Source organism: Isoptericola sp. NPDC019482, assembly GCF_040632295.1.
GTDB lineage: Bacteria > Actinomycetota > Actinomycetes > Actinomycetales > Cellulomonadaceae > Isoptericola.
On the sequence record NZ_JBEYBQ010000004.1, the window covers coordinates 60446 to 84837 of the forward strand.

General features: G+C 74.6%; 21 protein-coding genes. 9 read left to right on the forward strand and 12 right to left on the reverse strand.

Going from position 1 to position 24392, the window contains the following annotated elements; genetic code table 11:
* Positions 1–3: 3 nt before the first annotated feature.
* The 5 genes from add to ABZ493_RS04635 form a co-directional block, all read right to left on the reverse strand.
* Complete coding sequence (gene add, locus ABZ493_RS04615) at positions 4–1047, reverse strand: adenosine deaminase (protein WP_430581004.1); 1044 nt, start codon at positions 1045–1047, stop codon at positions 4–6.
* Positions 1048–1078: 31 nt separating this feature from the next.
* Positions 1079–1861: a DUF4328 domain-containing protein gene (locus tag ABZ493_RS04620; protein ID WP_430581005.1), complete on the reverse strand. Its 783-nt coding sequence runs from the start codon at positions 1859–1861 to the stop codon at positions 1079–1081.
* A gap of 86 nt (positions 1862–1947) precedes the next feature.
* Positions 1948–3633, reverse strand: a complete 1686-nt coding sequence (locus ABZ493_RS04625) for a ribonuclease J (protein WP_430581006.1) — start codon at positions 3631–3633, stop codon at positions 1948–1950.
* A gap of 22 nt (positions 3634–3655) precedes the next feature.
* Complete coding sequence (dapA, locus tag ABZ493_RS04630; RefSeq protein ID WP_430581007.1) at positions 3656–4594, reverse strand: 4-hydroxy-tetrahydrodipicolinate synthase; 939 nt, start codon at positions 4592–4594, stop codon at positions 3656–3658.
* Positions 4595–4637: 43 nt separating this feature from the next.
* Positions 4638–5177 carry an ATP-binding protein gene (locus ABZ493_RS04635; protein WP_430581008.1) on the reverse strand — a complete coding sequence of 180 codons (540 nt, stop codon included), beginning with the start codon at positions 5175–5177 and terminating at the stop codon, positions 4638–4640.
* A gap of 94 nt (positions 5178–5271) precedes the next feature.
* On the opposite strand from ABZ493_RS04635, the gene ABZ493_RS04640 reads away from it, so the two are divergent.
* The 5 genes from ABZ493_RS04640 to ABZ493_RS04660 all read left to right on the forward strand — a co-directional run bounded on the left by ABZ493_RS04640 (position 5272) and on the right by ABZ493_RS04660 (position 10798).
* Positions 5272–6738: an NAD-dependent succinate-semialdehyde dehydrogenase gene (locus ABZ493_RS04640; RefSeq protein ID WP_430581009.1), complete on the forward strand. Its 1467-nt coding sequence runs from the start codon at positions 5272–5274 to the stop codon at positions 6736–6738.
* 48 nt (positions 6739–6786) lie between these two features.
* Positions 6787–7497, forward strand: a complete 711-nt coding sequence (locus ABZ493_RS04645; RefSeq protein ID WP_430581010.1) for an AzlC family ABC transporter permease — start codon at positions 6787–6789, stop codon at positions 7495–7497.
* Positions 7494–7814, forward strand: coding sequence for an AzlD domain-containing protein (locus tag ABZ493_RS04650; RefSeq protein ID WP_430581011.1), 321 nt, complete (start codon positions 7494–7496; stop codon positions 7812–7814). Before ABZ493_RS04645 ends, ABZ493_RS04650 begins: the two co-directional genes overlap by 4 nt.
* A 38-nt stretch (positions 7815–7852) precedes the next feature.
* On the forward strand, positions 7853–8362 hold the full coding sequence (locus tag ABZ493_RS04655) for a GNAT family N-acetyltransferase (RefSeq protein ID WP_430581012.1): 510 nt from the start codon (positions 7853–7855) through the stop codon (positions 8360–8362).
* Between the two features lie 186 nt (positions 8363–8548).
* Positions 8549–10798 carry a glycoside hydrolase family 3 C-terminal domain-containing protein gene (locus tag ABZ493_RS04660; protein WP_430581132.1) on the forward strand — a complete coding sequence of 750 codons (2250 nt, stop codon included), beginning with the start codon at positions 8549–8551 and terminating at the stop codon, positions 10796–10798.
* An 88-nt stretch (positions 10799–10886) separates the two neighbouring features.
* Here the strand turns inward: ABZ493_RS04660 and ABZ493_RS04665 are convergent, their stop codons facing one another.
* Positions 10887–11525, reverse strand: coding sequence for a TetR/AcrR family transcriptional regulator (locus ABZ493_RS04665; RefSeq protein ID WP_430581013.1), 639 nt, complete (start codon positions 11523–11525; stop codon positions 10887–10889).
* A gap of 180 nt (positions 11526–11705) precedes the next feature.
* Between ABZ493_RS04665 and ABZ493_RS04670 the strand changes: the two genes are divergently transcribed.
* From ABZ493_RS04670 to ABZ493_RS04685, 4 genes are all read left to right on the forward strand, one after another.
* Positions 11706–13016, forward strand: a complete 1311-nt coding sequence (locus ABZ493_RS04670) for an MFS transporter (RefSeq protein ID WP_430581014.1) — start codon at positions 11706–11708, stop codon at positions 13014–13016.
* Complete coding sequence (locus tag ABZ493_RS04675; RefSeq protein WP_430581015.1) at positions 13016–14890, forward strand: glycoside hydrolase family 3 N-terminal domain-containing protein; 1875 nt, start codon at positions 13016–13018, stop codon at positions 14888–14890. Before ABZ493_RS04670 ends, ABZ493_RS04675 begins: the two co-directional genes overlap by 1 nt.
* Positions 14891–14976: 86 nt before the next feature.
* Positions 14977–16167: an MFS transporter gene (locus tag ABZ493_RS04680; protein ID WP_430581016.1), complete on the forward strand. Its 1191-nt coding sequence runs from the start codon at positions 14977–14979 to the stop codon at positions 16165–16167.
* A 90-nt stretch (positions 16168–16257) separates the two neighbouring features.
* The gene (locus tag ABZ493_RS04685) at positions 16258–16785 is read left to right on the forward strand and encodes a hypothetical protein (RefSeq protein ID WP_430581017.1); all 528 of its coding nucleotides are present in this window, start codon (positions 16258–16260) and stop codon (positions 16783–16785) included.
* Here the strand turns inward: ABZ493_RS04685 and ABZ493_RS04690 are convergent.
* The 6 genes from ABZ493_RS04690 to ABZ493_RS04715 form a co-directional block, all read right to left on the reverse strand.
* Entirely contained in the window at positions 16763–17239 is a 477-nt protein-coding gene (locus ABZ493_RS04690) for a tetratricopeptide repeat protein (protein ID WP_430581018.1), read from the reverse strand. The two genes, ABZ493_RS04685 and ABZ493_RS04690, sit on opposite strands and share 23 nt — an antisense overlap.
* A complete protein-coding gene (gene dapB, locus ABZ493_RS04695; RefSeq protein ID WP_430581019.1) occupies positions 17236–18009 on the reverse strand; it encodes a 4-hydroxy-tetrahydrodipicolinate reductase in 774 nt (257 codons plus the stop codon). Before dapB ends, ABZ493_RS04690 begins: the two co-directional genes overlap by 4 nt.
* Positions 18010–18036: 27 nt before the next feature.
* Positions 18037–19365, reverse strand: a complete 1329-nt coding sequence (locus tag ABZ493_RS04700) for a pitrilysin family protein (RefSeq protein WP_430581020.1) — start codon at positions 19363–19365, stop codon at positions 18037–18039.
* 7 nt (positions 19366–19372) lie between these two features.
* Positions 19373–21607, reverse strand: a complete 2235-nt coding sequence (locus ABZ493_RS04705) for a polyribonucleotide nucleotidyltransferase (RefSeq protein ID WP_430581021.1) — start codon at positions 21605–21607, stop codon at positions 19373–19375.
* Between the two features lie 208 nt (positions 21608–21815).
* Positions 21816–22085, reverse strand: a complete 270-nt coding sequence (gene rpsO / locus ABZ493_RS04710; protein WP_429728443.1) for a 30S ribosomal protein S15 — start codon at positions 22083–22085, stop codon at positions 21816–21818.
* Positions 22086–22264: 179 nt separating this feature from the next.
* Entirely contained in the window at positions 22265–24229 is a 1965-nt protein-coding gene (locus tag ABZ493_RS04715; RefSeq protein WP_430581022.1) for a heme peroxidase family protein, read from the reverse strand.
* Positions 24230–24392 lie beyond the last annotated feature (163 nt).

Here is a 24392-nt window from a genome sequence, read left to right on the forward strand (position 1 = left end):
CGCTCAGCCCGCCCGGCGCCACTCCTCGACGTCGGCCACGTGGCGCGCGGCCACCTCGGGCGCCAGGAAGGACCCGCCGAACGACGCGGCGGCGAGGTCGGCGCGCTGGTCCCGCGTGAGGTGGAACTGCGCGGTGACGGCGTCGTCGACCTCGTCGACGTAGCCGCCGAAGTACGACGGGTCGTCGGAGTTCAGGGAGACGTTCAGGCCCGCCGCGAGCATCGCCGGCAGCGGGTGCTCCGCGAGCGACGGCACGGCGCGCAGCCGCACGTTGGACAGCGGGCACACGGTGAGCGGCACCTGGTCGCGCACGAGCCGGGCGACGACGTCCGGGTCCTCGAGCGCGCGGATGCCGTGGTCGACCCGCTCCGCGCCGAGCTCGTCCAGCACCTCGGTGACGTGCCAGGCCGGGCCCTCCTCGGCGGCGTGCGCCGTGCGCCGCAGCCCGTGCGCGGCCGCCTTCGCGAACGCCGGGGCGAACGGCGCTGCCGAGAAGCCCACCTCGGTGGACGCGAGCCCCACGCCCGCGACCGGGGCGCCGAGGGCCAGGAGGTCGTCGAGCAGCGCCTCCGCCTCCGCCCCGGGCCGGTGCCGCAGGAAGGCCGCGATCAGCAGGCCGGAGACGCCGAGCTCCGTCTCGCCCTCCGCGAGGCCCTGCGTCACGCCCGCCACCACCTCCGCCAGGGGCACGCCCCGCGCGACGTGGGTCTGCAGGTCGACCATGAGCTCGGCGTGCCGCACCCCGCCCGCCGCGGCCCGCCGCAGGTACGCGAGGGTCAGGTCCGCGAAGTCCTCGGCCGTGCGGAGCACCTGCGACGTCGCGTGGTACAGGTCGAGGAAGGACTGCAGGTCCGTGAAGTCGTACGCGGCGCGCAGCGCGGCCGGGTCCGCGAACGGCAGGTCCACCCGGTTCCGCTCCGCGAGGGCGAACGCCAGGTCGGGCTCGAGGGTGCCCTCCAGGTGCAGGTGGAGCTCGGCGCGGGGCGGACGCTGCGGGGTCGCCGCGAGCGGCTGGGACGACGCCGGGGTCGAGGGGGTCGGGGTCATGCCAGGCAGCGTACGGGGCCGCGTGCGCCGGTCAGGCTGCCGGGGCGAGCCTGGCCCGCAGCCCCGCTGTGATCTCGCGCACCAGGCCGGTCCAGAGCACGGCGCCCGCCGCCACGGCCACCGTGGCGAGGCCCTCGAACACGGGGATCGTCTCCGGGTCGCGCGCGGCGAGGCCCAGGGACGAGAAGGCGGCCTGGTTCGAGGCCCACAGACCCACGAGCCAGCACGCCCACCACCAGCCGAGCCGGCTCGGCGCCCGGCCGCCCACCGCGGCGGCGCGCACGTCGCGCACCACCTGGAACGGGAACCAGAGCGAGACGACGGGGACCGCCCAGCCCAGCCAGACCCACACCGGCCCGCGCACCTGCCGGACCGTCGGGGACAGCGCCACCGCGGCGCGCCGGCACTGCTGGAGCCAGAGGCACGCGACGACGAACGTCGCGACCTGGAGCGGCAGGAGAAAGCTGCCGAGCTCGTCGTACGGCGTCGAGACGGACGACAGCGACCCGCCCGCCGCGAGCGCCGCCTCGTAGGGCTCGACCGCCTGGAAGGCGGCGGCGAGGAGCACCACCTGGATCGCGCACCAGGTCACGGCCAGGGCGACGGCCGCCGCCGCGAGGCCCGTCGGCGCGGCCGGCGCGAGAACCGGCGGGGCCCAGCCGGCCGGGGCCGAGGGTGCGCCGGCCGGCGGCGTGTACCCCGGCGGCGCGTACGCGCCGAACCGAGGCTGCGGCGGTGTCGCCGGTGCGGCCTCGGGCGGAGCCGCGGGCGGCGTGGCGCCGGACGGCGGGGCGAACGGGTCGGGCTGGGTCATGGAGACCTCCGGGACGGCGGCGGGGCCGCGCCAGCATAGTGGCGCGGCCCCGCCGCTCGTGCGCCCTGACCAGGGCGTCCGGCCCCTCAGGCCTCGACGACCACGGGCACGATCATCGGCCGGCGACGCAGGCGCCGGTTGACCCACTGCCCGATGACGCGGCGCATCACCTGCTGCAGCTGGTAGGTGTCGGTGGCGCCGCCCGCGATCGCGTTCTCGAGCGCCGCCACGACGTCGGGCTGGATCTCCTCGAAGACCGCGTTGTCCTCCGCCATGCCGCGGGCGAGGATCTGCGGGCCGGCGATCACCTTGCCGGTCGCGGTGTCGACGACCGCGAAGACGGAGACGAAGCCCTCCTCGGACAGCGTGCGGCGGTCCTTGAGCTCGTTCTCCGTGACCGCGCCCACGGTCGAGCCGTCGACGAAGACGTAGCCGCAGGGCACCGCGCCCACGACGGACGCCTTGCCGTCCACGAGGTCGACGACGACGCCGTCCTCGGCGAGGATCACGCGGTCGGCGGGCACGCCCGTGCGGACGGCGAGCGCGCCGTTCGCCACCAGGTGGCGGACCTCGCCGTGCACCGGCATGACGTTCTTCGGCTTGAGCACGTTGTAGCAGTACAGGAGCTCGCCGGCGCTCGCGTGGCCGGACACGTGCACCTTCGCGTTGCCGGAGTGCACCACGCGGGCGCCGAGGCGGGTGAGCCCGTTGATGACCCGGAACACGGAGTTCTCGTTGCCCGGGATGAGCGACGACGCGAGGATCACGGTGTCGCCGTGGCCGACCTGCACCTTGTGGTCGCCGTTCGCCATGCGGCTCAGGGCGGCCATCGGCTCGCCCTGCGACCCGGTCGACATGTAGACGATGCGGTCGTCGGGCAGGCTCGCGGCCTGCTTGAGCTCGACGAGGACGCCCGGGGGGACGTCGAGGTAGCCGAGCTCCGCGGCGATGCCCATGTTGCGCACCATCGAGCGGCCCACGAGCGCGACCTTGCGGCCGTGCGCGTGCGCGGCGTTGAGCACCTGCTGCACGCGGTGCACGTGCGAGGAGAACGACGCGACGACGATCCGCTTCTCCGCCTGGGCGAAGGCGGCGTCCAGCGCCGGGCCGATCTCGACCTCGTTGGTGACGAACCCGGGCACCTCGGCGTTGGTGGAGTCGACCATGAACAGGTCGACGCCCTTCTCACCCAGCCGGGCGAACGCGCGCAGGTCGGTGATGCGGCCGTCGAGCGGCAGCTGGTCCATCTTGAAGTCACCGGTGTGCAGCACCGTGCCCGCGCCGGTCGTGACGGCGACGGCGAGCGCGTCCGGGATCGAGTGGTTGACGGCGACGAACTCGCAGTCGAAGGGGCCGAACCGCTCGGTCTGGTCCTCCGCCACGACGCGCAGCACCGGCTTGATGCGGTGCTCCTTGAGCTTCGCCTCGACGAACGCGAGGGTGAGCCGCGAGCCGACGAGCGGGATGTCGCGGCGCAGCCGCAGCAGGTAGGGCACGGCGCCGATGTGGTCCTCGTGCCCGTGCGTGAGGACGATCGCCTCGATGTCGTCGAGACGGTCCTTGATGTAGTCGAAGTCCGGCAGGATCAGGTCCACGCCGGGCTGGTGGTCCTCGGGGAAGAGGACGCCGCAGTCGATGATCAGCAGGCGGCCCTCGTACTCGAGGACGGCCATGTTGCGGCCCACCTCGCCCAGGCCGCCGAGGGCCACGATGCGCAGCCCCTTCGACGGCAGGGCGGGGGGCAGGGGAAGTTCGGGGTGAGGGTGGCTCACGGGGCCTCCAGGCCGGTAGGTCTTACGGAAGTGTGGTGGCGCCCGCACGGACGCCGTCGTTCAGGTAGCCCGCCGTCGCGAGGGCGTCGCGCAGCCGCGCGACGTCGTCCTCGGAGGCGGCCACGTTGGGCAGGCGCAGCTCGCGGTTGTCGAGCACGCCGAGCGCCTCGAGCGCGGCCTTGGCCATCACGGCCTGCGCGCCGGCGCCGTTGAGCGCCTCGATGACAGGCACGGTGGGCAGGTAGGCCCGCAGGGCGCCGGCGGTGTCCCCGGCGTCCCAGCGGCGCACGACCTCGGCGAAGGCCCCGGCCACGACGTGCGCGGAGACGGACACGATGCCGGCGCCGCCCATGGACAGCGTCGGCAGCAGCAGGCTGTCGTCGCCCGAGTACCAGGCGAGGCCCGTCGCGGCCGCCAGCGGCGCGACGGACGACACGTCACCGGTGGCGTCCTTCGTCGCGACGACCTGCGGGTGCCGCGCGATGCGCTCGTAGGTCGACGCCGCGATCCGCACGCAGGTGCGCCCCGGGACGTCGTACAGCATCACGGGCAGCTCGGTGGCGTCGGCGACCGTCGCGAAGTGCCGGTACAGGCCCTCCTGCGACGGGCGCGAGTAGTAGGGCGAGACGACGAGCAGCCCGTGGGCGCCCGCCTCCGCCGCCTGCTCCGCCATGCGCACGGCGTGCACGGTGTCGTTGGAGCCGGCGCCCGCCAGGACGTAGGCCCGGTCGCCGACGGCGTCCACGACGGCGCGCACGAGGTCCGCCTTCTCCGGCGCGTGCGTCGTCGGCGACTCGCCGGTCGTGCCCGACAGGACGAGCCCGTCGTTACCGTCGTCCACCAGGCGCTTGGCCACCTTGACCGCCACATCCAGGTCCAGGTCGCCCGAGGGCGTCATGGGGGTCACCATCGCGGTGAGGACGGCGCCGAAAGGGCGCGCGGCGGCAGGGGCGAGCGTCATGGGGTCAACCGTACCGGGCGCGACGTCGCACCACGGACGGGACTCACCCGTCGAGCAGGCGCCCCAGCCGCGCCGCCAGGCCGTGGACGTCCGCCGTGCCGGCGTCGACCTCGACCGCGGCCGCCGTGCGGAGCACCTCGCGCAGGCCTGCCGCGTAGGCGTCCCGGGCGGCGTCGTCCAGGTCGGCGCGCTGCGCCGCACGTCCGGCAGCGCGGTCGGCCGCCACCCGACGCGCGAGCGTCGCCGGCGCGACCCGCAGGATCACGTGCACGAACCGCGCGCCGCCGTCCGCGGCGGCGAGTGCGAACCGCGCGACCTGGTCGGGCCGCGCCACGAGCTGCGGGACGACGACGTGGGCGCCGGCCCGCAGGTGCGAGCGCGCCATGTCGAGGGCGAGGCGACGGGCGGGCTCCGCCGCCAGGGCGGGGTCGCCGGAGATCAGCGTGCGCACCACGTCCACGTCGAGGACGAGCGTGCCGGGCCGGCCGGCCGCGAGCGCCCCGGCGACGGTCGACTTGCCGGCGCCCGGCAGCCCGTTGAGCAGCAGCAGCGTCACCACACCATCGCCCCGCCCGTCACCCATCCGCCGATCGTAGGGAACGTCGCGGCGAACCGGCCGCGGGCGAGGTCTGCCGTTCCCCGTGTCGAGCAGACCCTGCGCTGTGCATACTCGGGGCATGAGCTCGCTGTCCCCCGCGCTCGTCGCCCACCTGCCGACCGGCATGCTCGCCGACGGTCACTGGACCGCGGCCTCGGGCGGGCGGACGTTCGAGGTCACCGACCCCGCCACGGGCGAGGTGCTGTTCGACGTCGCCGACGCGTCCCCCGAGGACGGCCGGCGCGCGCTCGCCTCCGCCGCCGACGCGGCGGCGGCCTGGCGCGCCGTCGCGCCCCGGGAGCGGTCCGAGCTGCTGCGCGCGGTCTACGAGCGGCTCGTCGCGCGCAGCGACGCCGTCGCGTCCCTCATCACCGCCGAGTGCGGCAAGCCGCTGGCCGAGGCGCGGGCCGAGGTCGCGTACGGCGCCGACTTCCTGCGCTGGTACGCCGAGCAGGCGGTCCGGGCCGAGGGCCTGGCGCGCACCGCCCCCGCCGGCGCGAACCGGCAGCTCGTGCACCGGCGGCCGGTCGGCCCGGCGCTCCTCATCACGCCGTGGAACTTCCCCATCGCGATGGCGACGCGCAAGATCGGCCCGGCGCTCGCGGCCGGCTGCCCGGTCGTGATCAAGCCCGCCCACCAGACCCCGCTCACGACGATGCTGGTGGCGGAGGTGATCCGCTCCGAGGCGGCCGAGCGCGGGCTCCCTCCCGGCATCGTGAACGTGGTGCCGACGGCGAGCTCGGGGGACCTCGTGGCGCCGCTCCTCGCCGACGACCGCCTGCGCAAGCTGTCGTTCACCGGCTCCACCGCCGTCGGGCGCACGTTGCTGAAGCAGTCGGCCGACCAGGTGCTGCGCACGTCGATGGAGCTCGGCGGCAACGCGCCGTTCGTGGTCTTCGCCGACGCGGACCTCGACGCCGCCGTCGAGGGCGCGACGGTCGCGAAGCTCCGCAACGCCGGCCAGTCGTGCGTCGCGGCCAACCGCTTCCTCGTGCACGACTCCGTGGCCCGCGAGTTCGCGCGGCGCCTCGCCGACCGGTTCGCGGGCCTGCGCGTCGGTCGCGGCGACGTCGAGGGCGTCGACGTCGGCCCGCTCATCGACGCGAAGGCCGTGGCGAAGGTGGCCGAGCTCGTCGACGACGCCACGGGCCGCGGCGCTCAGGTGCTCACGGGCGGCGGGCGGCCCGACGGCCCCGGCACGTTCTTCGAGCCGACCGTGCTCGCCGGCGTCGACCGGGACGCCCGGGCGGTGCGTGAGGAGATCTTCGGCCCGGTGGCCCCGGTCGTCGCGTTCGGTGACGACGACGAGGCGTTCGCCCTCGCCAACGACACCGAGTACGGGCTGGCCGCGTACGCCTACACGACGTCCTTGGAGCGGGCCCTGCGCGTCGGGGCGGAGATCGACGCCGGGATGATCGGGATCAACCGCGGCATGGTCTCCGACGCGAGCGCCCCGTTCGGCGGCATGAAGCAGTCCGGCCTGGGCCGGGAGGGCGGGGAGGCCGGCCTCGAGGAGTTCCTCGAGACGGTGTACGTGGCGCTCTGAGCGTCGGGCGTTTTCCCGGCTCGGGGCGCGCCGTGATTTCCTACCGCCGTGACACGTGGACAGGGGCGCGACCCGGCGGTGCGGTCCGCCGTCCGGCAGGGGGCCAGCGTGGCCGTGGCCACCGGCCTGTACGGCATCTCGTTCGGGGCGCTGTCGGTCGTGGCCGGCGTCAGCGTGCCCCAGACCATGGCGCTGAGCCTGCTGCTCTTCTCGGGCGGGTCGCAGTTCGCCCTCATCGGGGTCGTCGCCGCGGGCGGCTCCCCCGTGGCCGCGATCGCCACGTCGACCCTGCTGGGCGTGCGCAACACGCTGTACGGCGCCGTCGTCGCGCCGCTGCTCGAGGTGCGCGGCTGGCGGCGCCTCGCTGCCGCGCAGCTCACGATCGACGAGTCGACGGCGGTGGCCGTGGGCCAACGGGAGCGCGCCGCGACGCGGGCCGGGTTCTGGGTGACCGGGATCGGCGTGTTCGTGCTGTGGAACGCGTTCACGCTGCTGGGCGCGCTCGCCGGCGACGCGCTGGGCGACCCGCGCGCCTGGGGGCTCGACGCCGCCGCCGGGGCCGCGTTCCTCGCCCTCGTGTGGCCGCGCCTCGCGGCCCGGCGCGCGCAGGTGGTCGCGGCGCTCGCCGTCGCCGTCACCGCCGCCCTGATCCCCGTCGTCCCCGCGGGCGTGCCCGTCCTGGCCGCCGCGGCCGTGGCGATCGTCGTGGGCGTGGTCGCGACGCCGGGCGCCCCGGACGGCCGTAAGGAGACCGCATGACCACCACCGTGCTGTGGGTGACCGTCCTCGCGGCCTCCCTGCTCAGCTTCGGGCTCAAGCTCGCCGGCCACCTCGTCCCCGAGCACTGGCTCGCGACCGAGCGCGTGCAGCGCACCTCGACCCTCGTCACGGTCGCGCTGCTGGTGTCGCTCGTCGTGGTGCAGACGTTCGCCGACGGGCAGGCCCTCGTCGTCGACGCCCGCGTCCCGGCGCTTGCCGTCGCCGCGATCGCCCTCGCGCTGCGGGCACCGTTCATCGTCGTGGTCCTGCTCGCCGCCGCCACCGCGGCGGGGCTGCGGGCCATCGGCTGGGGCTGACGTCCCCGGGCCGGGCGACCGGTCACTAGGGTGGCCCGATGGCACTCTTCCGCGAGACGGCCGACGTCTCGGTCCGCCCGGCGGTCCCCGGCGACGAGGACGCGGTCACGCGCGTCCAGGTGTCGGCGTGGCGCGCGACGCACGAGGTGGCGCTGGGCGACGGCGTCGTCGACGCGCTCGACACCGACACCATGCGCGAGCGGTGGGGGCGCGCGATCACCGCTCCCCCGGGCCCCGGCTTCGCCGTGCTCGTCGCCCTCGACGGGCCGGAGATCGTCGGCTTCGCGGCGGTGGGCCCCGGCCAGCTCGTGGCGCTCGAGGTGGAGCCGCGCCACCAGCGCGGCGGGCACGGCTCGCGGCTGCTGTCCGCCGCAGTCGACCGGCTCCGTACCGACGGCTCCGAGCAGGTCGTCACCTGGGTGCTCGACGACGACTCCGCGCGCGAGCGCTTCCTCTCCTCGGCCGGCCTGGGCCCGGACGGCACGTCCCGCACCCTCGCGACCGGCGTGCGCGACGTCGTCGAGCGGCGCTGGTCCGCCGCCATCTGAGGCCGACTCCCACTTTCCCTACCGTACGGTAGGTTTCTTGCTACGCTGCAGGGGTTGCCCGTCGTCGACCCCAGGAGCGCCCCCGTGACCCTCGACCAGACCGTGCCCGCCACCGTGCCCGCCACCGTGCCTACCGCGGCGGACGGTGCCCCCGAGCACCCTGCCCACCCGTTCGACGTCGAGCGCGTGCTCGCCGGGCTGACGCTCGAGGAGAAGGCCTCCCTGCTCTCCGGCGTCGACTTCTGGCACACGCAGCCGGTCGAGCGCGACGGACAGACCGTCGTCCCGTCGGTCATGGTCACCGACGGCCCGCACGGCCTGCGCAAGCAGGACGAGAACGCGGACCACCTCGGCCTCGGCAACAGCGTGCCCGCCACCTGCTTCCCCACCGCCGCCGCGCTCGGGTCCAGCTGGGACGCCGGCCTGCTGCGCCGGGTCGGCGAGGCACTCGGCCGGGAGACCCGTGCGAACGACGTCGCGGTCCTCCTCGGCCCGGGCGTGAACATCAAGCGGTCGCCGCTGTGCGGCCGCAACTTCGAGTACTTCTCCGAGGACCCGGTCGTGGCCGGCGACCTCGCGACGGCCCTGGTCCAGGGCATCCAGTCCCTCGGCGTCGGCACGTCGCTCAAGCACTTCGCCGCCAACAACCAGGAGGCCGACCGCATGCGCGTGTCGGCCGACGTCGACGAGCGCACGCTGCGGGAGATCTACCTGCCCGCCTTCGAGCGCGTCGTCACGAAGGCGCAGCCCTGGACCGTCATGTGCGCCTACAACAAGGTGAACGACGTCTACGCCTCGCAGCACGACTGGCTGCTCACCACGGTGCTGCGCGACGAGTGGGGCTTCGAGGGCCTCGTCGTGTCCGACTGGGGCGCCGTGCGCGACCGCGTCGCCGGGGTCGCCGCCGGCCTCGACCTGGAGATGCCGTCGTCCGGCGGGCGCACCGACGCCGAGGTCGTCGCCGCGGTGCGCGACGGCGAGCTCGACGAGGCCCAGGTCGACGCGGCCGCCCGCCGCGTCCTGCACCTCGTCGCCCGGTCGCTGCCGGCCGCCGGGGCGCCCGGGTCGTTCGACGTCGACGCCCATCACGCGCTCGCCCGCGAGGCCGCGGCCGCGGGCACCGTGCTGCTCAAGAACGCCCCGGTCGACGGCGCGCCCCTCCTCCCCCTGACGCCCGACGCCCTCGCGGGCGTCGCCGTCGTCGGCGAGCTCGCCCGGACCCCGCGCTACCAGGGCGCCGGGTCCTCGCAGGTCAACCCGACCCGCCTCGACGACGCGCTCACCGCGCTGGGGGCGGCCGCCGGCGCCGACCTCCCGTTCGCCCCCGGCTATTCCCTCGCCGAGGGCCCGGCCGACGACCGCTCCCCCGAGGCCCTGGTCGCCGAGGCCGTCGAGGCGGCGCGCGGGGCGCGCACCGTGCTCGTGTTCCTCGGCCTGCCCGCCGCGTACGAGTCGGAGGGCTACGACCGCGACCACCTCGACCTGCCCGCCGACCAGGTGGCGCTGCTGCGCGCCGTCGCGGCGGCGAACCCGCGGGTCGTCGTGGTGCTCGCCGGCGGCTCCGCGATCTCCGTGGCGCCGTGGCAGGACGCCGCCCCGGCGCTGCTCACCGGCTGGCTGGGCGGGCAGGCCGGCGGCTCCGCCGTCTCCGACGTGCTCACCGGCGCCGTCACGCCGTCCGGCAAGCTCACCGAGACCCTGCCGCTGCGCCTCGAGGACACCCCCGCCTTCGGGAACTTCCCGGGCGAGCTCGGGCACGTCCGCTACGGCGAGGGCGTGCTGGTGGGCTACCGCTGGTACGACGCCCGCAAGGTCGACGTCGCCTACCCGTTCGGGCACGGCCTGTCGTACACGACGTTCGCCTACGACGACGCGACGGCCGAGGCGACCGGTTCCGGCGCGGACTCCCGCGTGCGGGTCGCGGTGCGCGTCACCAACACCGGCGCCGTCGCCGGGTCCGAGGTCGTCCAGGTGTACGTCGGCGACCCGCAGGCCCAGGTGCAGCGCCCCGAGCGGGAGCTCAAGGCGTTCGCCAAGGTGCACCTCGAGCCGGGCGCGTCGCAGGTCGTGACGTTCGACCTCGACGCCCGCGACCTGTCCTACTGGCACCCCGTGCTGCGCCGCTGGGCGCTGGAGGGCGGCGAGTTCCGCATCGCCGTGGGCGCGTCGTCCCGCGACCTGCGCGCCGAGCTGGTGATCGACGTCGACGGCGAGGACGTCAGCCTCCCGCTGCACGAGCTGTCGACGCTCGGCGAGGCGCTCGAGCACCCGGTGGCCGGGCCCGTGGTGCGCGGCGCCCTCGACGGCGCGCCGGTCGACCCGGGCCTGCTGGCCATGGCCACGGACATGCCGCTCGCGGTCATCGCCGACTTCGGTCTGGCCGGCTTCGACCGCACGTCCCTCGCGCAGCTGGTCGCTTCCTCGAACCACCACTGAGACCGCGCCCGTCCCGCCGACGGTTCGGACCCCGTTCGTCATCACGTCGATAGCGAACGCGATCCGAACCGTCGCCGGTGCCGGGCGGTCAGGGGGCGGGGTCGACGACGATCAGGTCGAGGTAGGCGCGCAGGTCCGCGGCCATGTCGATCCGCTCGGCGCGGGGCCGCTCGAGCGAGTACAGCCACTGCACCTGCAGCCCGTCCATGAGCGCCACGACCGTGCGCGCGGCGACCGCCGGGTCGACGCCCTCGCGCAGCCGGCCCTCGTCCGCGTGCCGCGCGAGCTCGCCCCTGACCCGCTCGACCGTGTCCGCGTACCGCCGCGCAAAGTACTCGTGCGCCGGGTGATCGGTGGACGTGGCCTCCGCCGCCAGGCCGGAGAAGACCTCGACGACGGGCCGCCGCAGCCCGTTGCGCTGCACGAGGCGCACCAGCGCCTCGAACATCGTGCGTCCCTGCGCGACGTCGGTGTCGAAGTCCGCGAAGTCCACCGCGTCGCGGTGCTCCAGCACCGCCTCGAGCAGCGCCGCCTTGGTCGGGAAGTGGTGGAGCAGACCGGGGTGGGAGATGCCGACGCGCGCGGCGATCTCCCGCAGCGACGCCCCGTGGTACCCGACCTCCCCGAAGGCGACGATCGCCGCCTGCAGGATCTCCTCGCGCTTGGCCCGGCCCTTCGCGTACCCCCGGCGGGGCGTGGCCTCGTCCTCGATCGTCGTGTCGCTCACGTCGACCATTCTCCCCTCGATCTCCCCGCTCGTCCGACGGGGCGGTCCGCCCGCGCGTTCCCCACCAGGACTCTTGGCACCAATACCTACCATGCGGTAGCCTCACTTTCCGACCAAGCGGTAGGCATTGGTCGCCAGGCGGGTCCGACGGCGGGCCCGGCAGAGAATCAGGAGTCGTCCATGGCAGACGTTCAGGCCCCCGCACCGGCCGGCCATTCCCCCGCGTCCCCGACCCCCGTCCCGGAGGCCGGCCGCGCCGCCGCCGGCACGGGGACGGTCGTCGCCTACGTCCTCGCGTTCTTCGCGCTCTACATCGCGGTGCTCACCCCCGTGGTCAGCACGCTGGCGCTCAAGGTCGACGCCCTGTCCACGCCCGAGACCCGCGCCACCAACCTCGCGCTCGTCACCGGCGTCGGGGCGTTCTTCGCCTTCGTCGCCAACCCCGTCGCGGGCGCCCTGTCGGACCGCACGACGTCGCGGCTCGGCATGCGGCGGCCCTGGCTGCTGTGGGGCGTGCTGCTCGGCGCCGTCGGCCTCCTGCTCATCGCGTTCGCGCCGGCGATCTGGCTGGTCGTGATCGGCTGGGCGATCACGCAGGCCGCGATGAACGGCACCCAGGCCGCGCTCCAGGCGCTGCTGCCCGACCAGGTCGCCGAGCACCAGCGCGCCCGCGTCTCCAGCCTGCTCGGCATGGCGCAGCAGCTCGCGCCGCTGGTCGGCATCGCCCTCGCCTTCGGCTTCACCGCCGCCGGGGCGAACGAGATCTGGATCTTCCTCGTCCCCACGTTCCTGGCCGTCGTCGGCGTGCTCGCCCTCGTGGCCGTCCTCAAGGACCGCCACCTCGACCCGGCCGACGTCGCCCCGTTCCGCCTCGGCGCGTTCCTCAAGGGCTTCTGGGTGTCGCCGCGCCGGCACCCCGACTTCGCGTGGACCTTCCTCGGCCGCTTCCTCATGCTGTTCGGTTTCGCGCTCTACAACACCTACCAGCTGTACTTCCTCATCGACCGGTTCGGCTTCGACAACGCCACCGCGCTCAGCTGGCAGCTGCGGCTCATGGTCGTGCAGGCCGTGGTCATGGTGGTGGCCTCCCTCGTGGGCGGCGTGCTGTCCGACCGGACGGGCCGCCGCAAGGTCTTCGTCGTCGTCGCCACCCTGCTCGCCGGCGCCGGCCTGCTGACGTTCGCCCTGGTGCAGGGCCCGAGCATGCTCTACCTGGGCGCCTCGCTGTTCGGCGCCGGCCTCGGCGCCTACTTCGCCGTCGACCTCGCGCTCGTCACCGACGTGCTGCCGAACGCCGAGACCGAGGCCGCCAAGAACATGGGCGTGTTCAACATCGCCAACGCGCTGCCGCAGTCCGTGGCCCCGGCCCTCGCCCCGGCGTTCCTCGCCATCGGCGCCGGCGGCAGCAACTACACCGCCCTGTTCGCCGTCTCCGCGGTCATCGTCGCCCTCGGCGCCGTGGCCACCCTGTTCATCCGAGGAGCCCGCTGATGACCGCACGAACCGGCGCCGCCGACACGCCAGCCCCCGCCGACGCCCCGTACCGCGACGCGTCGCGCCCCGTCGCCGAGCGCGTCGACGACCTGCTCGGACGCATGACGCTCGAGGAGAAGGCCGGCCAGCTCTTCCAGACCATGATCGAGGTGGGCGAGGCCGGCGCGCTGTCCGAGGGCCCGTCCGCGATGGGCGTGCCCGCGACCACCGACATGGTCGTGAAGCGCCAGATGACGCACTTCAACGTGCTCATGGCCCCGCCGACGGCGCGCGAGTTCGCGCTCTGGCACAACCGGCTCCAGGAGCTCGCCGCGTCCACCCGCCTCGGCATCCCCGTGACGGTGTCCACCGACCCGCGGCACGCGTTCACCGACAACCCCGGCACCGCGCTGCTGTCCGGTCCGTTCTCCCAGTGGCCCGAGACCCTCGGCCTCGCCGCCACCCGCGACGAGCGCCTCGTCGAGGAGCACGCCGACGCCGCCCGTCGCGAGTACCTCGCCGTCGGCATCCGCACCGCGCTGCACCCGCAGGTCGACCTCGCCACCGAGCCCCGCTGGGCCCGCGCGAACGGCACCTTCGGCGAGGACGCCGAGCTCACCGGCCGCATGGGCGCCGCGTACGTGCGCGGCTTCCAGGCCACCGGGGACGTCGCCCGCGAGGCCGGCCTGCCCGGCACGTTCGGCGAGCGCTCCGTCTCGACGATGACCAAGCACTTCCCCGGCGGCGGCCCGCAGCAGGACGGCGAGGACCCACACTTCGCCTACGGCCGCGAGCAGGTGTACCCCGGCGGCCGGTTCGCCGAGCACCTGGAGCCCTTCAAGGCGCTGCTCTCGGCCGGCACGCGGCAGATGATGCCGTACTACGGCATGCCGGTGGACCTCGAGGCCGACCTCGGCGACGGGCCCGAGACGGTGGAGCCGGTCGGCTTCGGCTTCAACCGGCAGATCCTCACGCGCCTGCTGCGCGACGAGCTCGGCTTCGACGGGGTCGTCTGCACGGACTGGGGCCTGGTGTCCGACGCCGACATCATGGGCCAGACGTTCCCCGCCCGCGCCTGGGGCGTCGAGCACCTGGCGCCGGTCGACCGGCTCGAGAAGATCCTCGCCGCGGGCGCCGACCAGCTCGGCGGCGAGGCCTGCCCCGAGCTCGTCGTGGAGCTGGTGCGCGCGGGCCGCGTCACCGAGGCCCGGGTGGACGAGTCCGTCGCCCGCCTGCTGCGCGAGAAGTTCGAGCTCGGCCTGTTCGACGACGCCCGCTACGTCGACCCCGACGCCGCGGCGTCCGTCGTCGGGCACGCGGACCTCGTGGCCGCGGGGCGGCGCGCCCAGTCGCGGTCCGTGACCCCGCTCGCGTCCGCGGCCGACGGTGCGGCCCACCTCCCCCTGGCCCGCGGCCTGCGCGTGTTCGTGGAGGGCGCCGCCGACGTCGTCGACGGGCTCGAGGGCGCGACCCTCGTTGCCTCCCCCGGCGAGGCCGACGTCGCGCTGCTGCGCCTCAAGGCGCCGTACGAGGACCGCGGCCCCGGCTTCGAGGGCTTCTTCCACGCCGGCTCGCTGGACTTCCCCGCGGAGGTCGTCGCGCGCGTGGCGGAGGTCGCCGCCCAGGTGCCGACCGTCGTCGACGTCTACCTCGACCGGCCCGCGATCCTCGCGCCGGTGCTCGAGTCGCTGGGCGAGAGCGGGTCGCTGGTCGCGAACTTCGGGGCCTCCACGCCGGCGCTGCTCGACGCCCTCACCGGCGCCGTGCCCGCCGAGGGCCGCCTCCCGTTCGACCTGCCCCGCTCGACGGCCGCCGTCGAGGCGTCCCGCGAGGACGTGCCGTTCGACACCGCCGACCCGCTGTTCCGGTTCGGTCACGGGCTGACCCTCTGACGCGTGGCAACGGGACGCGCCGCTGGAACATCGCGGCGCGTCCCGTGCACGCATCACCAGGGCAGCACCGATGGGAGGATGAGGCAGTGACGTCTTCCTCGCCGGCCCCCGTCCGCACCGTCCGGGACGCCGCCGCAGGGATCGCCGTCCTCGGCGTCGCCAACTTCGTCGCCATCACCACCGAGGTGCTGCCGGTGGGCCTGCTGCCGCAGGCCGCGCGCGGCGTGGGCGTCACGGAGTCGACGGCGGGGCTGCTCGTCACGGTCTACGCGTTCGTCGTCGCCGCCTGCGCGGTGCCGCTCACGGTCGCGACCCGCACGCTCGCCCGCAAGCCCCTGCTCCTCGCCACGCTCGCGACCTACGCGGCGAGCAACCTGCTGGTCGCCGTCGCGCCCTCGCACGCCGTCGTGGCGGGCGCTCGGGTGCTGGGCGGGCTGGGGCACGCGGTGTTCTTCTCCGTGTCGATCGCCTACGCCGCGCGCCTGGTCAGCCCCCTGTACACCGGCCGTGCCCTCACGCTGGTCACCGCGGGCGGCACCCTCGGCTTCGTGCTCGGCGTCCCGCTGTCCACGTCCCTCGGGGCCGCCGTGGGCTGGCGCTGGTCGTTCGGGGTGCTGGCCATGGTCTGCGCCGTGACCGCCCTGCTCGTGGCCCGACTGCTCCCCTCGGTCGCGGTCGAGCCCGCCGCCCCGCGCGACGCCGCGGCAGCACGCAGGGGGCGCGCCCGGCTCGGGCTGGTCGTGGGCACCAACACGGTGCTCTTCGGCGGGCAGTACACCGTGTACACGTACATCTCGGTGCTGCTCCTGGCCGCCGGGCTGTCCGAGCCCGCCGTCGGGCCCGCGCTCCTGGTGTTCGGCGCGCTCGGCCTCGTCGGCCTGTGGGGCGCGGCCCGCTACCTCGACCGCAGCCCGCGCGCGCTGACGATCGTCGCGATGGGCGCGATCGCCCTCTCCCTGGTCGCCCTCGCCCTCGCGCTCCCGGGCACGGCCGGCGTGCTCGTGGCCGCGGGGGTCTGGCTCGCCGCCTTCGGCGCCATCCCGGCCACGTTCCAGGCCGCAGCCCTGCGCACCCAGGGCGCCACGCCCGACGTCGCCGGCGCGTTCGTCAACGCGACGTCGAACTTCGGCATCGGGCTCGGCGCGGCCGTGGGCGCGGCGGTGGTCGCCGGTCCGGGGCCGCGCGCCCTGGCGCTGACCGGGGCCGCGATCGTCGCCGTCGCGCTCGTCGCGGTGCTCGTCGCCCGCCAGGCGTTCCCCCGCGACGCGTCGTCGTAGGCGGCGCGCGTCGCCCGTTTCCGACGAGCCGTTCCCGAGCCGTCACGACGCCGTGACGCGCCCGTAGCAGCGCGGTGCGACCGTGGCGGCATGGGAATCCCCGGGGCCGCGCCGCTCGTGACCGACTACTTCGCGGCGCCCACCGACGCCGTCGCCGCCACGGTGGTGCACCAGGAGGCGGGCCCGTCCGTCCTGGCGCGGGGCTCGGGCCGGCCCCTCTTCGACACCGTGCGGCTGCCCGCGGTGGAGCCCTTCGTCATGCTGGGGCGCGTCGCGGAGGCGTTGTGCGCGCGGCCCTACGCGGAGGTCACGGCCCACCCGCGGCACGGCGCCCTCGTGGACGGTGCGGACGAGGGCCCCTGGGTGGTGGCCGTCTCGGACGAGCTCGCGGACGCCCTGGCCGCCGCGTCCCCGGACCGGCTGGCCGCCGTCGCGCGCTCGTGGCCGACGGTCACCGGCGCGGCGGTGCCCGCCGACCGGTTCGCGCCGGCCCTCGTCGCGCTCGGCGGTCTGGCCGACCGCGCCCGGCAGGTGCGCCACGGGCTCTACTGCTGGGCGCGGCTGACGCCGCTGGGCCCGCCGGCAGGCGGCCGCGTCAGGACGTCGCGGCCGGTCTGAACATCGAGGACGCCTTGCGCAGCGTCTCGCGGGCCCGACGGCGGTCGCCCGCCGCGTCGTAGGCGAACGCCAGGTGGTACCAGGCCTTCCAGTCGTCCGGGTCGCGCTCCACCGCCTCGCGGCGCTCCTCGAACGCGGCGTCGGCGGCCGCCCGGTCCACCCGGCCCCCGGGCGAGCGCGGCAGGTCGTCCACCGGCAGCTCGCCCGCGGCCGCGAGCACGTCGGCCATGTGCTGCACCCGCGTCGCCAGCCGGTACTCGCGCGCGATCAGCACGATGACGAGGAGCGGGATGACGAGCACGGCCAGGCCGATCGCGATCAGCACGGGCTCCCCGGTGCCGATCATCGAGACGCCGCGCCCGGCGATCTGCCAGATGTACAGCGCGAGCAGCGCGGTGACGGCGACCGCCCCCGCGAGCCCCCGCGGCAGCCGCCGGCGCGGCGCGTCGCTCACGACAGGTCCAGCACGTTCTCGAGGCCCACGGTCAGCCCGGGCCGGGAGACGACCTCGCGCACGGCGAGCAGCACACCGGGCATGAACGACACCCGGTCGAACGAGTCCTGCCGGATCACCAGCTGCTCGCCCACGTTGCCGAACAGGATCTCCTCGTGCGCCACGAGGCCGCGCAGCCGGACGGCGTGCACGCGCACCCCGTCGACGTCGGCCCCGCGCGCCTCGATGCCCGACTCGGTCGCGTCGGGCATCGCACCCAGGCCGGCCTCGGACCGCGCCCGCGCGACGGCCGCGGCCGTGTGCCGCGCCGTGCCCGAGGGGGCGTCCACCTTGTCGGGGTGGTGCAGCTCGATCACCTCGGCGGACTCGAAGTACCGCGCCGCCTTGGCCGCGAACGTCATCGCGAGCACGGCGGACAGCCCGAAGTTCGGCGCGATGAGCACGCCGAGCCCGTCCTCGCCCTCCCGGGCCGCGTTGACACGCTCGAGGTGCTCGACGACGCGCCCGCGCGAGGCGTCGTCCCACCCCGTGGTGCCGACGACGACGTGCGCACCCGCGTCCAGCACGGCGTGCACGTTCGCCTCCGTGGCCGCGGGCACGGTGAAGTCGATCGCGACGTCGGCGCCCGCCAGGGCGTCGGCGTCCACCGCGTCACCCGCGTCGAGGCGCGCGACGAGCTCGAGGTCCGCCGCCTCCTCGACCGCCCGGCACACGGTGGCGCCCATGCGCCCCGCCGCGCCGAGCACGGCCACCTTGAGGGTTCTGCTCATGGATCCGGTCTCCGATCTGGTAGTTCGTCAGTCGCCGAAGGGCCCCACGCGGACCACGGACCGCGGCCGCGCGGCGAGGTCGGCGGCGAGCTCGCGGACGTCCTCGGCGGTCACGGCGCGGACGCGCTCCAGCGACTCCTCGAGGCTCAGCAGCTCGCCGTACACCAGCTCGGCCTTGCCCAGCCGGCTCATCCGCGACCCGGAGTCCTCCAGGCCCAGGACGAGCCCGCCGGAGAGCTGGCCGATGCTGCGCTCCAGCTCGGCTGCGGTGATCGGCTCGCCGGCCATGCGCTCCAGCTCGGCGACGAGCAGCTCGGTGACCTGGTCGACCTTGGCGGGCGAGCAGCCCGCGTACAGGCCGAAGGTGCCGATCCCGCCGTGGCCGGAGGCGAACGAGTACGTGGTGTACGCCAGCCCGCGGCGCTCCCGCACCTCCTGGAAGAGGCGCGACGACATGCCGCCGCCCAGGACGGCGTTGAGCACGGACAGCGTGAAGCGGCGGTCGTCGGTGGCCGCGAGGCCCGTGGACCCGATGATGACGTTCGCCTGCTCCACCTGGCGTCGCACGGTGAGCTCGACGCCCTCGGTGGGGACGCCGACGGGGTCCGCGGCAGTGGGCCGCCGGTCGCGCGGGGTCGCCCCCGCGGCGAGGTCCCAGCCGCCTGTGGTCAGCGCGTCCGCGACCTGCCCGACGAGGGCGTCGTGGTCGACGCCGCCCGCGGCGGAGACCACCAGGGTCTCGGGCCGGTAGTGCCAGCGGTAGTGCTCCCAGACGGCGTCGCGCGGCACGGCGCGGATCGTGTCCGGGGTGCCGCCGATCGGCCGGCCGAGCGGGTGCGTGCCGAGCACGGCGGCGGAGAACTCCTCGTGCACGACGTCGCCGGGGTCGTCGTCGTTCATCGCGAGCTCTTCGAGGATCACGCCGCGCTCGGTCTCGAGCTCGCTCTCGTCGAGGCGCGCCGAGGTGACCATGTCGGCGATGACGTCGACCGCCATCGGCAGGTCCGCGTCGAGCACGCGCGCGTAGTAGCAGGTGTGCTCCTTGCCGGTGGCCGCGTTGGCCTCGCCGCCGACGGCGTCGAAGGCCTCGGCGATGTCCATCGCGGAGCGTCGCGGCGTGCCCTTGAACAACAGGTGCTCGAGGAAGTGCGTGGAGCCGAAGTGGCCGTCGGTCTCGTCGCGGGAGCCGACGCCGACCCAGGCGCCCACCGTGGCCGAGCGCAGGCCCGGCATCGACTCGGTGAGCACACGAACACCGCCGGGCAGGACGGTGCGACGGATCGTCGCACCGTCCTGCCCGGCGGTCAGGTCGGCACCGGGCTCGCCCGCGGGGACGAGCGGGAGGTGCCAGGACATCAGAGCGTCAGGCCTCCGCAGGGGCGTCGGCGGCGGGCTCGGCGGCCTCGTCGGCCTTCTCGTCCTCGGTCACGGCGACGAGCGAGAGCTTGCCGCGCGGGTCGATCTCACCGATCTCGACCTGGACCTTCTGGCCCACGGACAGCACGTCGTCGACGTTCTCGACGCGCTTGCCGCCCACGAGCTTGCGGATCTGGCTGATGTGCAGCAGACCGTCCTTGCCCGGCGAGAGGGAGATGAACGCGCCGAACGACGTCGTCTTGACGACGGTGCCGACGAAGCGCTCGCCCACCTCGGGGACGTGCGGGTTGGCGATCGCGTTGATCGCCGCGCGGGCGGCCTCGGCCGAGGGGCCGTCGGTGGCGCCGATGTAGACGGTGCCGTCGTCCTCGATGGAGATGTCCGCGCCCGTCTCCTCCTGGATCTGGTTGATCATCTTGCCCTTGGGCCCGATGACCTCGCCGATCTTGTCGACCGGCACCTTCACGGAGATGACGCGCGGGGCGTTCGGGGACATCTCGTCGGGCACGTCGATCGCCTCGGCGAGCACCTCGAGGATGGTCAGGCGCGCGTCGCGGGCCTGGGTCAGCGCGCCGGCCAGGACCGACGCCGGGATGCCGTCGAGCTTGGTGTCGAGCTGGATGGCCGTGACGAACTCGCTGGTGCCGGCGACCTTGAAGTCCATGTCGCCGAACGCGTCCTCCGCGCCCAGGATGTCGGTCAGGGCCGCGTAGCGGGTCTCACCGTCGACCGTGTCGGAGATGAGGCCCATCGCGATGCCCGCGACCGGCGCCTTCAGCGGCACGCCCGCGTTGAGCAGCGACAGCGTCGAGGCGCAGACGGAGCCCATCGACGTGGAGCCGTTCGACCCCAGCGCCTCGGAGACCTGGCGGATCGCGTAGGGGAACTCCTCGCGCGACGGCAGCACGGGCACGAGGGCCCGCTCGGCCAGCGCGCCGTGACCGATCTCGCGGCGCTTCGGGCTGCCGACGCGGCCCGTCTCGCCCGTGGAGAACGGCGGGAAGTTGTAGTTGTGCATGTAGCGCTTGCGCGTGACCGGCCCGAGCGAGTCGATCTGCTGCTCCATGCGCAGCATGTTCAGCGTGGTGACGCCCAGGATCTGGGTCTCGCCGCGCTCGAACAGGGCGGAGCCGTGCACGCGCGGGATGACCTCGACCTCGGCCGACAGGGTGCGGATGTCCGCGAGCCCACGACCGTCGATGCGCACACCGTCGGTGAGGACGCGCTGGCGGATGAGCTTCTTCTGCAGCGCGCGGTACGCGGCCGACAGCTCCTTCTCGCGGCCCTCGAAGCGCTCGCCGAGCGCACCGAGCAGGCCCTCCTTGAGCTCGTCGAGACGGTTCTCGCGGTCCTGCTTGTCCGCGATCGCGAGCGCGTCGCGCAGCGTCGTGGAGACCTCGTCCTCGACGGCGGCGAACGCGTCGTCCTGGTAGTCGAGGAAGACCGGGTAGTCCTTGACCTCCTTGGCCGCCTGGGCGGCGAGCGAGGCCTGCGCCTCGCAGAGGGCCTTGAGGAACGGCTTCGACGCCTCGATGCCCTGGGCGACGACCTCCTCGGTCGGCGCGGCGACACCCTCGGTCTTGATGAGCTTCCAGGCGTCGTCGGTCGCCTCGGCCTCGATCATCGCGATGGCGACGTCGTCGCCCACGATGCGGCCGGCCACGACCATGTTGAAGACGGCGCGCTCGAGGTCCGAGTACTTCGGGAACGCGACCCACTGGCCGTCGATCAGCGCGACGCGCACACCGGCGACCGGGCCGGAGAACGGCAGGCCGGAGATCTGCGTGGACGCCGACGCGGCGTTGATCGCCAGCACGTCGTAGGCGTCGTCGGGGTGGATGGCCAGGACGTCGATGACGACCTGGACCTCGTTGCGCAGGCCCTTGACGAACAGCGGGCGCAGCGGGCGGTCGATGAGGCGGCAGGCCAGGATCGCCTCGGTCGAGGGGCGACCCTCGCGGCGGAAGAACGAGCCGGGGATCTTGCCGGCGGCGTACTGCCGCTCCTCGACGTCCACCGTCAGCGGGAAGAAGTCGAACTGGTCCTTGGGGTGCTTGCCGGCCGTCGTGGCCGACAGCAGCATCGTCTCGCCGTCCAGGTACGCGGCCACCGAGCCGGCGGCCTGGCGGGCGAGGCGGCCCGTCTCGAAGCGGACGGTGCGGGTGCCGAAGCGGCCGTTGTCGATGACGGCCTCGGCGAACTGGATCTCGGGACCCTCCACGGGTGCCCTCCTTGATCTCGAGGGCGCCGCCGCGGCTCGGCGGTCTTCGATCGAGGCCCACGGAGCCGGGCCCGGCCGCGGGCCGGACGGTTCGGGAGGCCACTACCGAGGACCGGACGAGGATCCGGCGGCGCGATGGTGGTTATGACAGGGACATCACACCAGACCAGCCCGGCCCCCGCGAGGGTGACCGGGCTGGTCGGCAGAGTCAGCGGCGCAGGCCGAGGCGCTGGATCAGCGCGCGGTAGCGCTCGATGTCGACCTTCTGCAGGTAGGCCTGCAGGCGGCGGCGCTGGCCGACGAGGAGCAGCAGGCCACGACGCGAGTGGTGGTCGTGCTTGTGCTCCTTGAGGTGCTCGTTCAGGTCGTTGATGCGCTGCGTGAGGAGCGCGATCTGCACCTCGGGCGAGCCGGTGTCGCCCTCGTGAGTGGCGTACTCGGTGATGATGGACTGCTTGGTGGCAGCGTCGAGCGGCATGGCTCTCCTTCGGTGTCGTTGCGCGGTGCTCCGGGACTCGTTCACCGGGGCGCTCTGGATCCGCGGCCGTTCGTACGGCCCCACCATGCTACCAGCGCACGGCATCGCCCCCGCCCCGAGACCGGGCGGGGGCGACGTGCCGCTCGACACGTCCGTGCGCAGGTTTCGCGCGCGGGCGCTCAGGCGTCCCCGTCCTGGCCGGCGGGGCGGTCGGCCACCTGCCGGAAGGTGCCGTCGTCCATGGCGAGCACCCCCGCGAAGCGCAGCAGGTCGGAGATCGTCGTGATCATCTTCCCGCCGTCGACGCGCACGCCGTCCGCCGGCGTCCAGCCGTGGTTGACGTAGGAGTCCTCGTCCTTCTTCAGCAGGTAGACGAACGTCTCGCACAGGATCCGGCTCCCGACGTCGCCGAGGAAGTTCCCGTTGCCCTGGACCTCGGCCTCCTTGAGGACGTAGTACCACAGCGGCGTGCCGCCCAGCTCCGCGAGCGCGTCCTTGACGTCCTGGCCCGCGTCGCGCGTCAGCTGCTCGGCGCTCAGCGGCGTGGCGTGCAGCGCCCGGGCCACGGCCTCCCCCGTCGGCAGGGAGAGCCAGTAGCCCCGCAGCAGGTTGCGCTGCGCGAGCTGCTTGAGCAGCGCCTGGACGCCCGGGTCCAGGCCCGCGTCGTTGCCCTCCTTGAGCATGGTCGACAGGCCGTTCGCGAGGAACGGGTCGATCTTCGTCGCCGAACGCCTGCGGTCCGGGTCGCCCTTGTCGACGAACCGCGCCCAGTCGATCGGCCAGTTCGACGGCAGCGCGTCCCCGAAGCCGTCGGGGTTGATCGAGCCGCCGCCGGTGAACTCGAAGAGCTGGACCAGGCTCGCGAACGCCGCCTTCGGAGGTGTCGCCGGCTGGTCGCCGCGACCGAAGTTGAGGTTGAAGTCGTACCCGTTGCGCACCATCGAGTGCCCGAACCGGAATGCCGCCACCGCGAACTCGAGCGGCATCGCCACCGGCCGGCGCGGCCGGAACAGCAACGACGGCTCCACGAGCACCTCGTCGAGGACCCCGGGCTTGGTGAGCGTGCGCAGGTAGTCGTGGACGACGAGCCACTGGTAGTGCCAGCGCACCAGCTGCTGCGCACGGTCGAAGACGGCGCGGTCGTCCACCGTGAGCCACGGCTCGATCTCCCGGACCCGGTCGACGACGGCGTTGTGGAACCGGATGTGTCCCAGGTGGAACTGGGCGACGACGAGGTTCTCGTCGTTGCGGCCGTCCGGGATCTTGGCGGTCCCCGGCACCGGACGCTCCGCCGGGTCGGCCGTCAGCGCCTCGACCTCCTCGACGGTGAACCGCGGCAGGTCACGCTGCGCGTCGTCGCCCGGCGCGACCAGGTCGAACCCGGGGACCGGGTCGGTCGCCACGCGGCCGAGGGCCAGCTTCGCGGGGTCGCCGGTCGCGTACGCCGCCTCGCTGCGCGTCGTCCTGCGGCCCGGCTCGCCGGGGAACCGGGGGCCGCTGCCGTACAGGCTGTCGAGGTTGAGGAACGGGTGGCGCCCGTTGTGCAGGCTCGCGACGACGGTCTCCGGCGGGAACACCGTGAACGGGTCGCTCACGATGTCGCCCAGCACGAGGTCGCCGGCCCGCGGCGGGTCGTCGGCGGCGGGCGGGTTGTCGGGGCCGTTCGTGTTGAGCGTGATGTCGTGGTCGATGAACTGCCCCCAGTACGTGTAGACCGCAGGGATCGTCGAGTCCAGGTCCGGGTTCGGCGGACCACCGGGCTCGACCATGGCGGCGCCCAGCTTTTTCAGCGCCGCGACCATGGCCGTCACCCGCTCGTTCGAGACCGGGCCCTCGCCGGGGGCGGCGTCGTCCGCGATCGGCAGGTGCGCGGCGGGGAACCGGCCGCGCAGGTCGCGGAAGAGGTAGTCGAACGACGTCGTCGCGTTGAACCGGCCGTCGATGATGTCACGGAGCACCGCCAGCTCCGTGTCGTGCAGGAGCGGGGCCGGCGACGTCGGCGGGTGCGGGTCCGGCCGGGGGCGCGGCCTCGGCCGCACGCTCCCGCCGTGCCTGACGCTGCGCACGGTGCGGCCCACCGGCGTGGAGTTGAGATCCGGTTCCGGTGCGGGGGCTGCGTTCTCGGTGGTCTCCTGAGCCGTCATGGCTCCGCCTCTCTCGGCAGGTGCGGGCGCCGGCGCGACCGGCGCGGGGCGGGCCCCGGGCCGTCGTCGTGGAACAGGGAGGGCGGCGGCCCGGGACGGCGCGCTGCGACGCGACCACCGCCACGATCAGGGAGGACGATGGCGCGCCGCGACGGGTCCGCGG

Coding starts and splice junctions, on each gene's coding strand:
- add (WP_430581004.1), bottom strand. CDS start 1,047: ATGACCCCGACCCCCTCGACCCCGGCGTCGTCCCAGCCGCTCGCGGCG.
- ABZ493_RS04620 (WP_430581005.1), bottom strand. CDS start 1,861: ATGACCCAGCCCGACCCGTTCGCCCCGCCGTCCGGCGCCACGCCGCCC.
- dapA (WP_430581007.1), bottom strand. CDS start 4,594: ATGACGCTCGCCCCTGCCGCCGCGCGCCCTTTCGGCGCCGTCCTCACC.
- ABZ493_RS04635 (WP_430581008.1), bottom strand. CDS start 5,177: ATGGGTGACGGGCGGGGCGATGGTGTGGTGACGCTGCTGCTGCTCAAC.
- ABZ493_RS04640 (WP_430581009.1), top strand. CDS start 5,272: ATGAGCTCGCTGTCCCCCGCGCTCGTCGCCCACCTGCCGACCGGCATG.
- ABZ493_RS04650 (WP_430581011.1), top strand. CDS start 7,494: ATGACCACCACCGTGCTGTGGGTGACCGTCCTCGCGGCCTCCCTGCTC.
- ABZ493_RS04655 (WP_430581012.1), top strand. CDS start 7,853: ATGGCACTCTTCCGCGAGACGGCCGACGTCTCGGTCCGCCCGGCGGTC.
- ABZ493_RS04670 (WP_430581014.1), top strand. CDS start 11,706: ATGGCAGACGTTCAGGCCCCCGCACCGGCCGGCCATTCCCCCGCGTCC.
- ABZ493_RS04675 (WP_430581015.1), top strand. CDS start 13,016: ATGACCGCACGAACCGGCGCCGCCGACACGCCAGCCCCCGCCGACGCC.
- ABZ493_RS04685 (WP_430581017.1), top strand. CDS start 16,258: ATGGGAATCCCCGGGGCCGCGCCGCTCGTGACCGACTACTTCGCGGCG.
- dapB (WP_430581019.1), bottom strand. CDS start 18,009: ATGAGCAGAACCCTCAAGGTGGCCGTGCTCGGCGCGGCGGGGCGCATG.
- ABZ493_RS04700 (WP_430581020.1), bottom strand. CDS start 19,365: ATGTCCTGGCACCTCCCGCTCGTCCCCGCGGGCGAGCCCGGTGCCGAC.
- rpsO (WP_429728443.1), bottom strand. CDS start 22,085: ATGCCGCTCGACGCTGCCACCAAGCAGTCCATCATCACCGAGTACGCC.
- ABZ493_RS04715 (WP_430581022.1), bottom strand. CDS start 24,229: ATGACGGCTCAGGAGACCACCGAGAACGCAGCCCCCGCACCGGAACCG.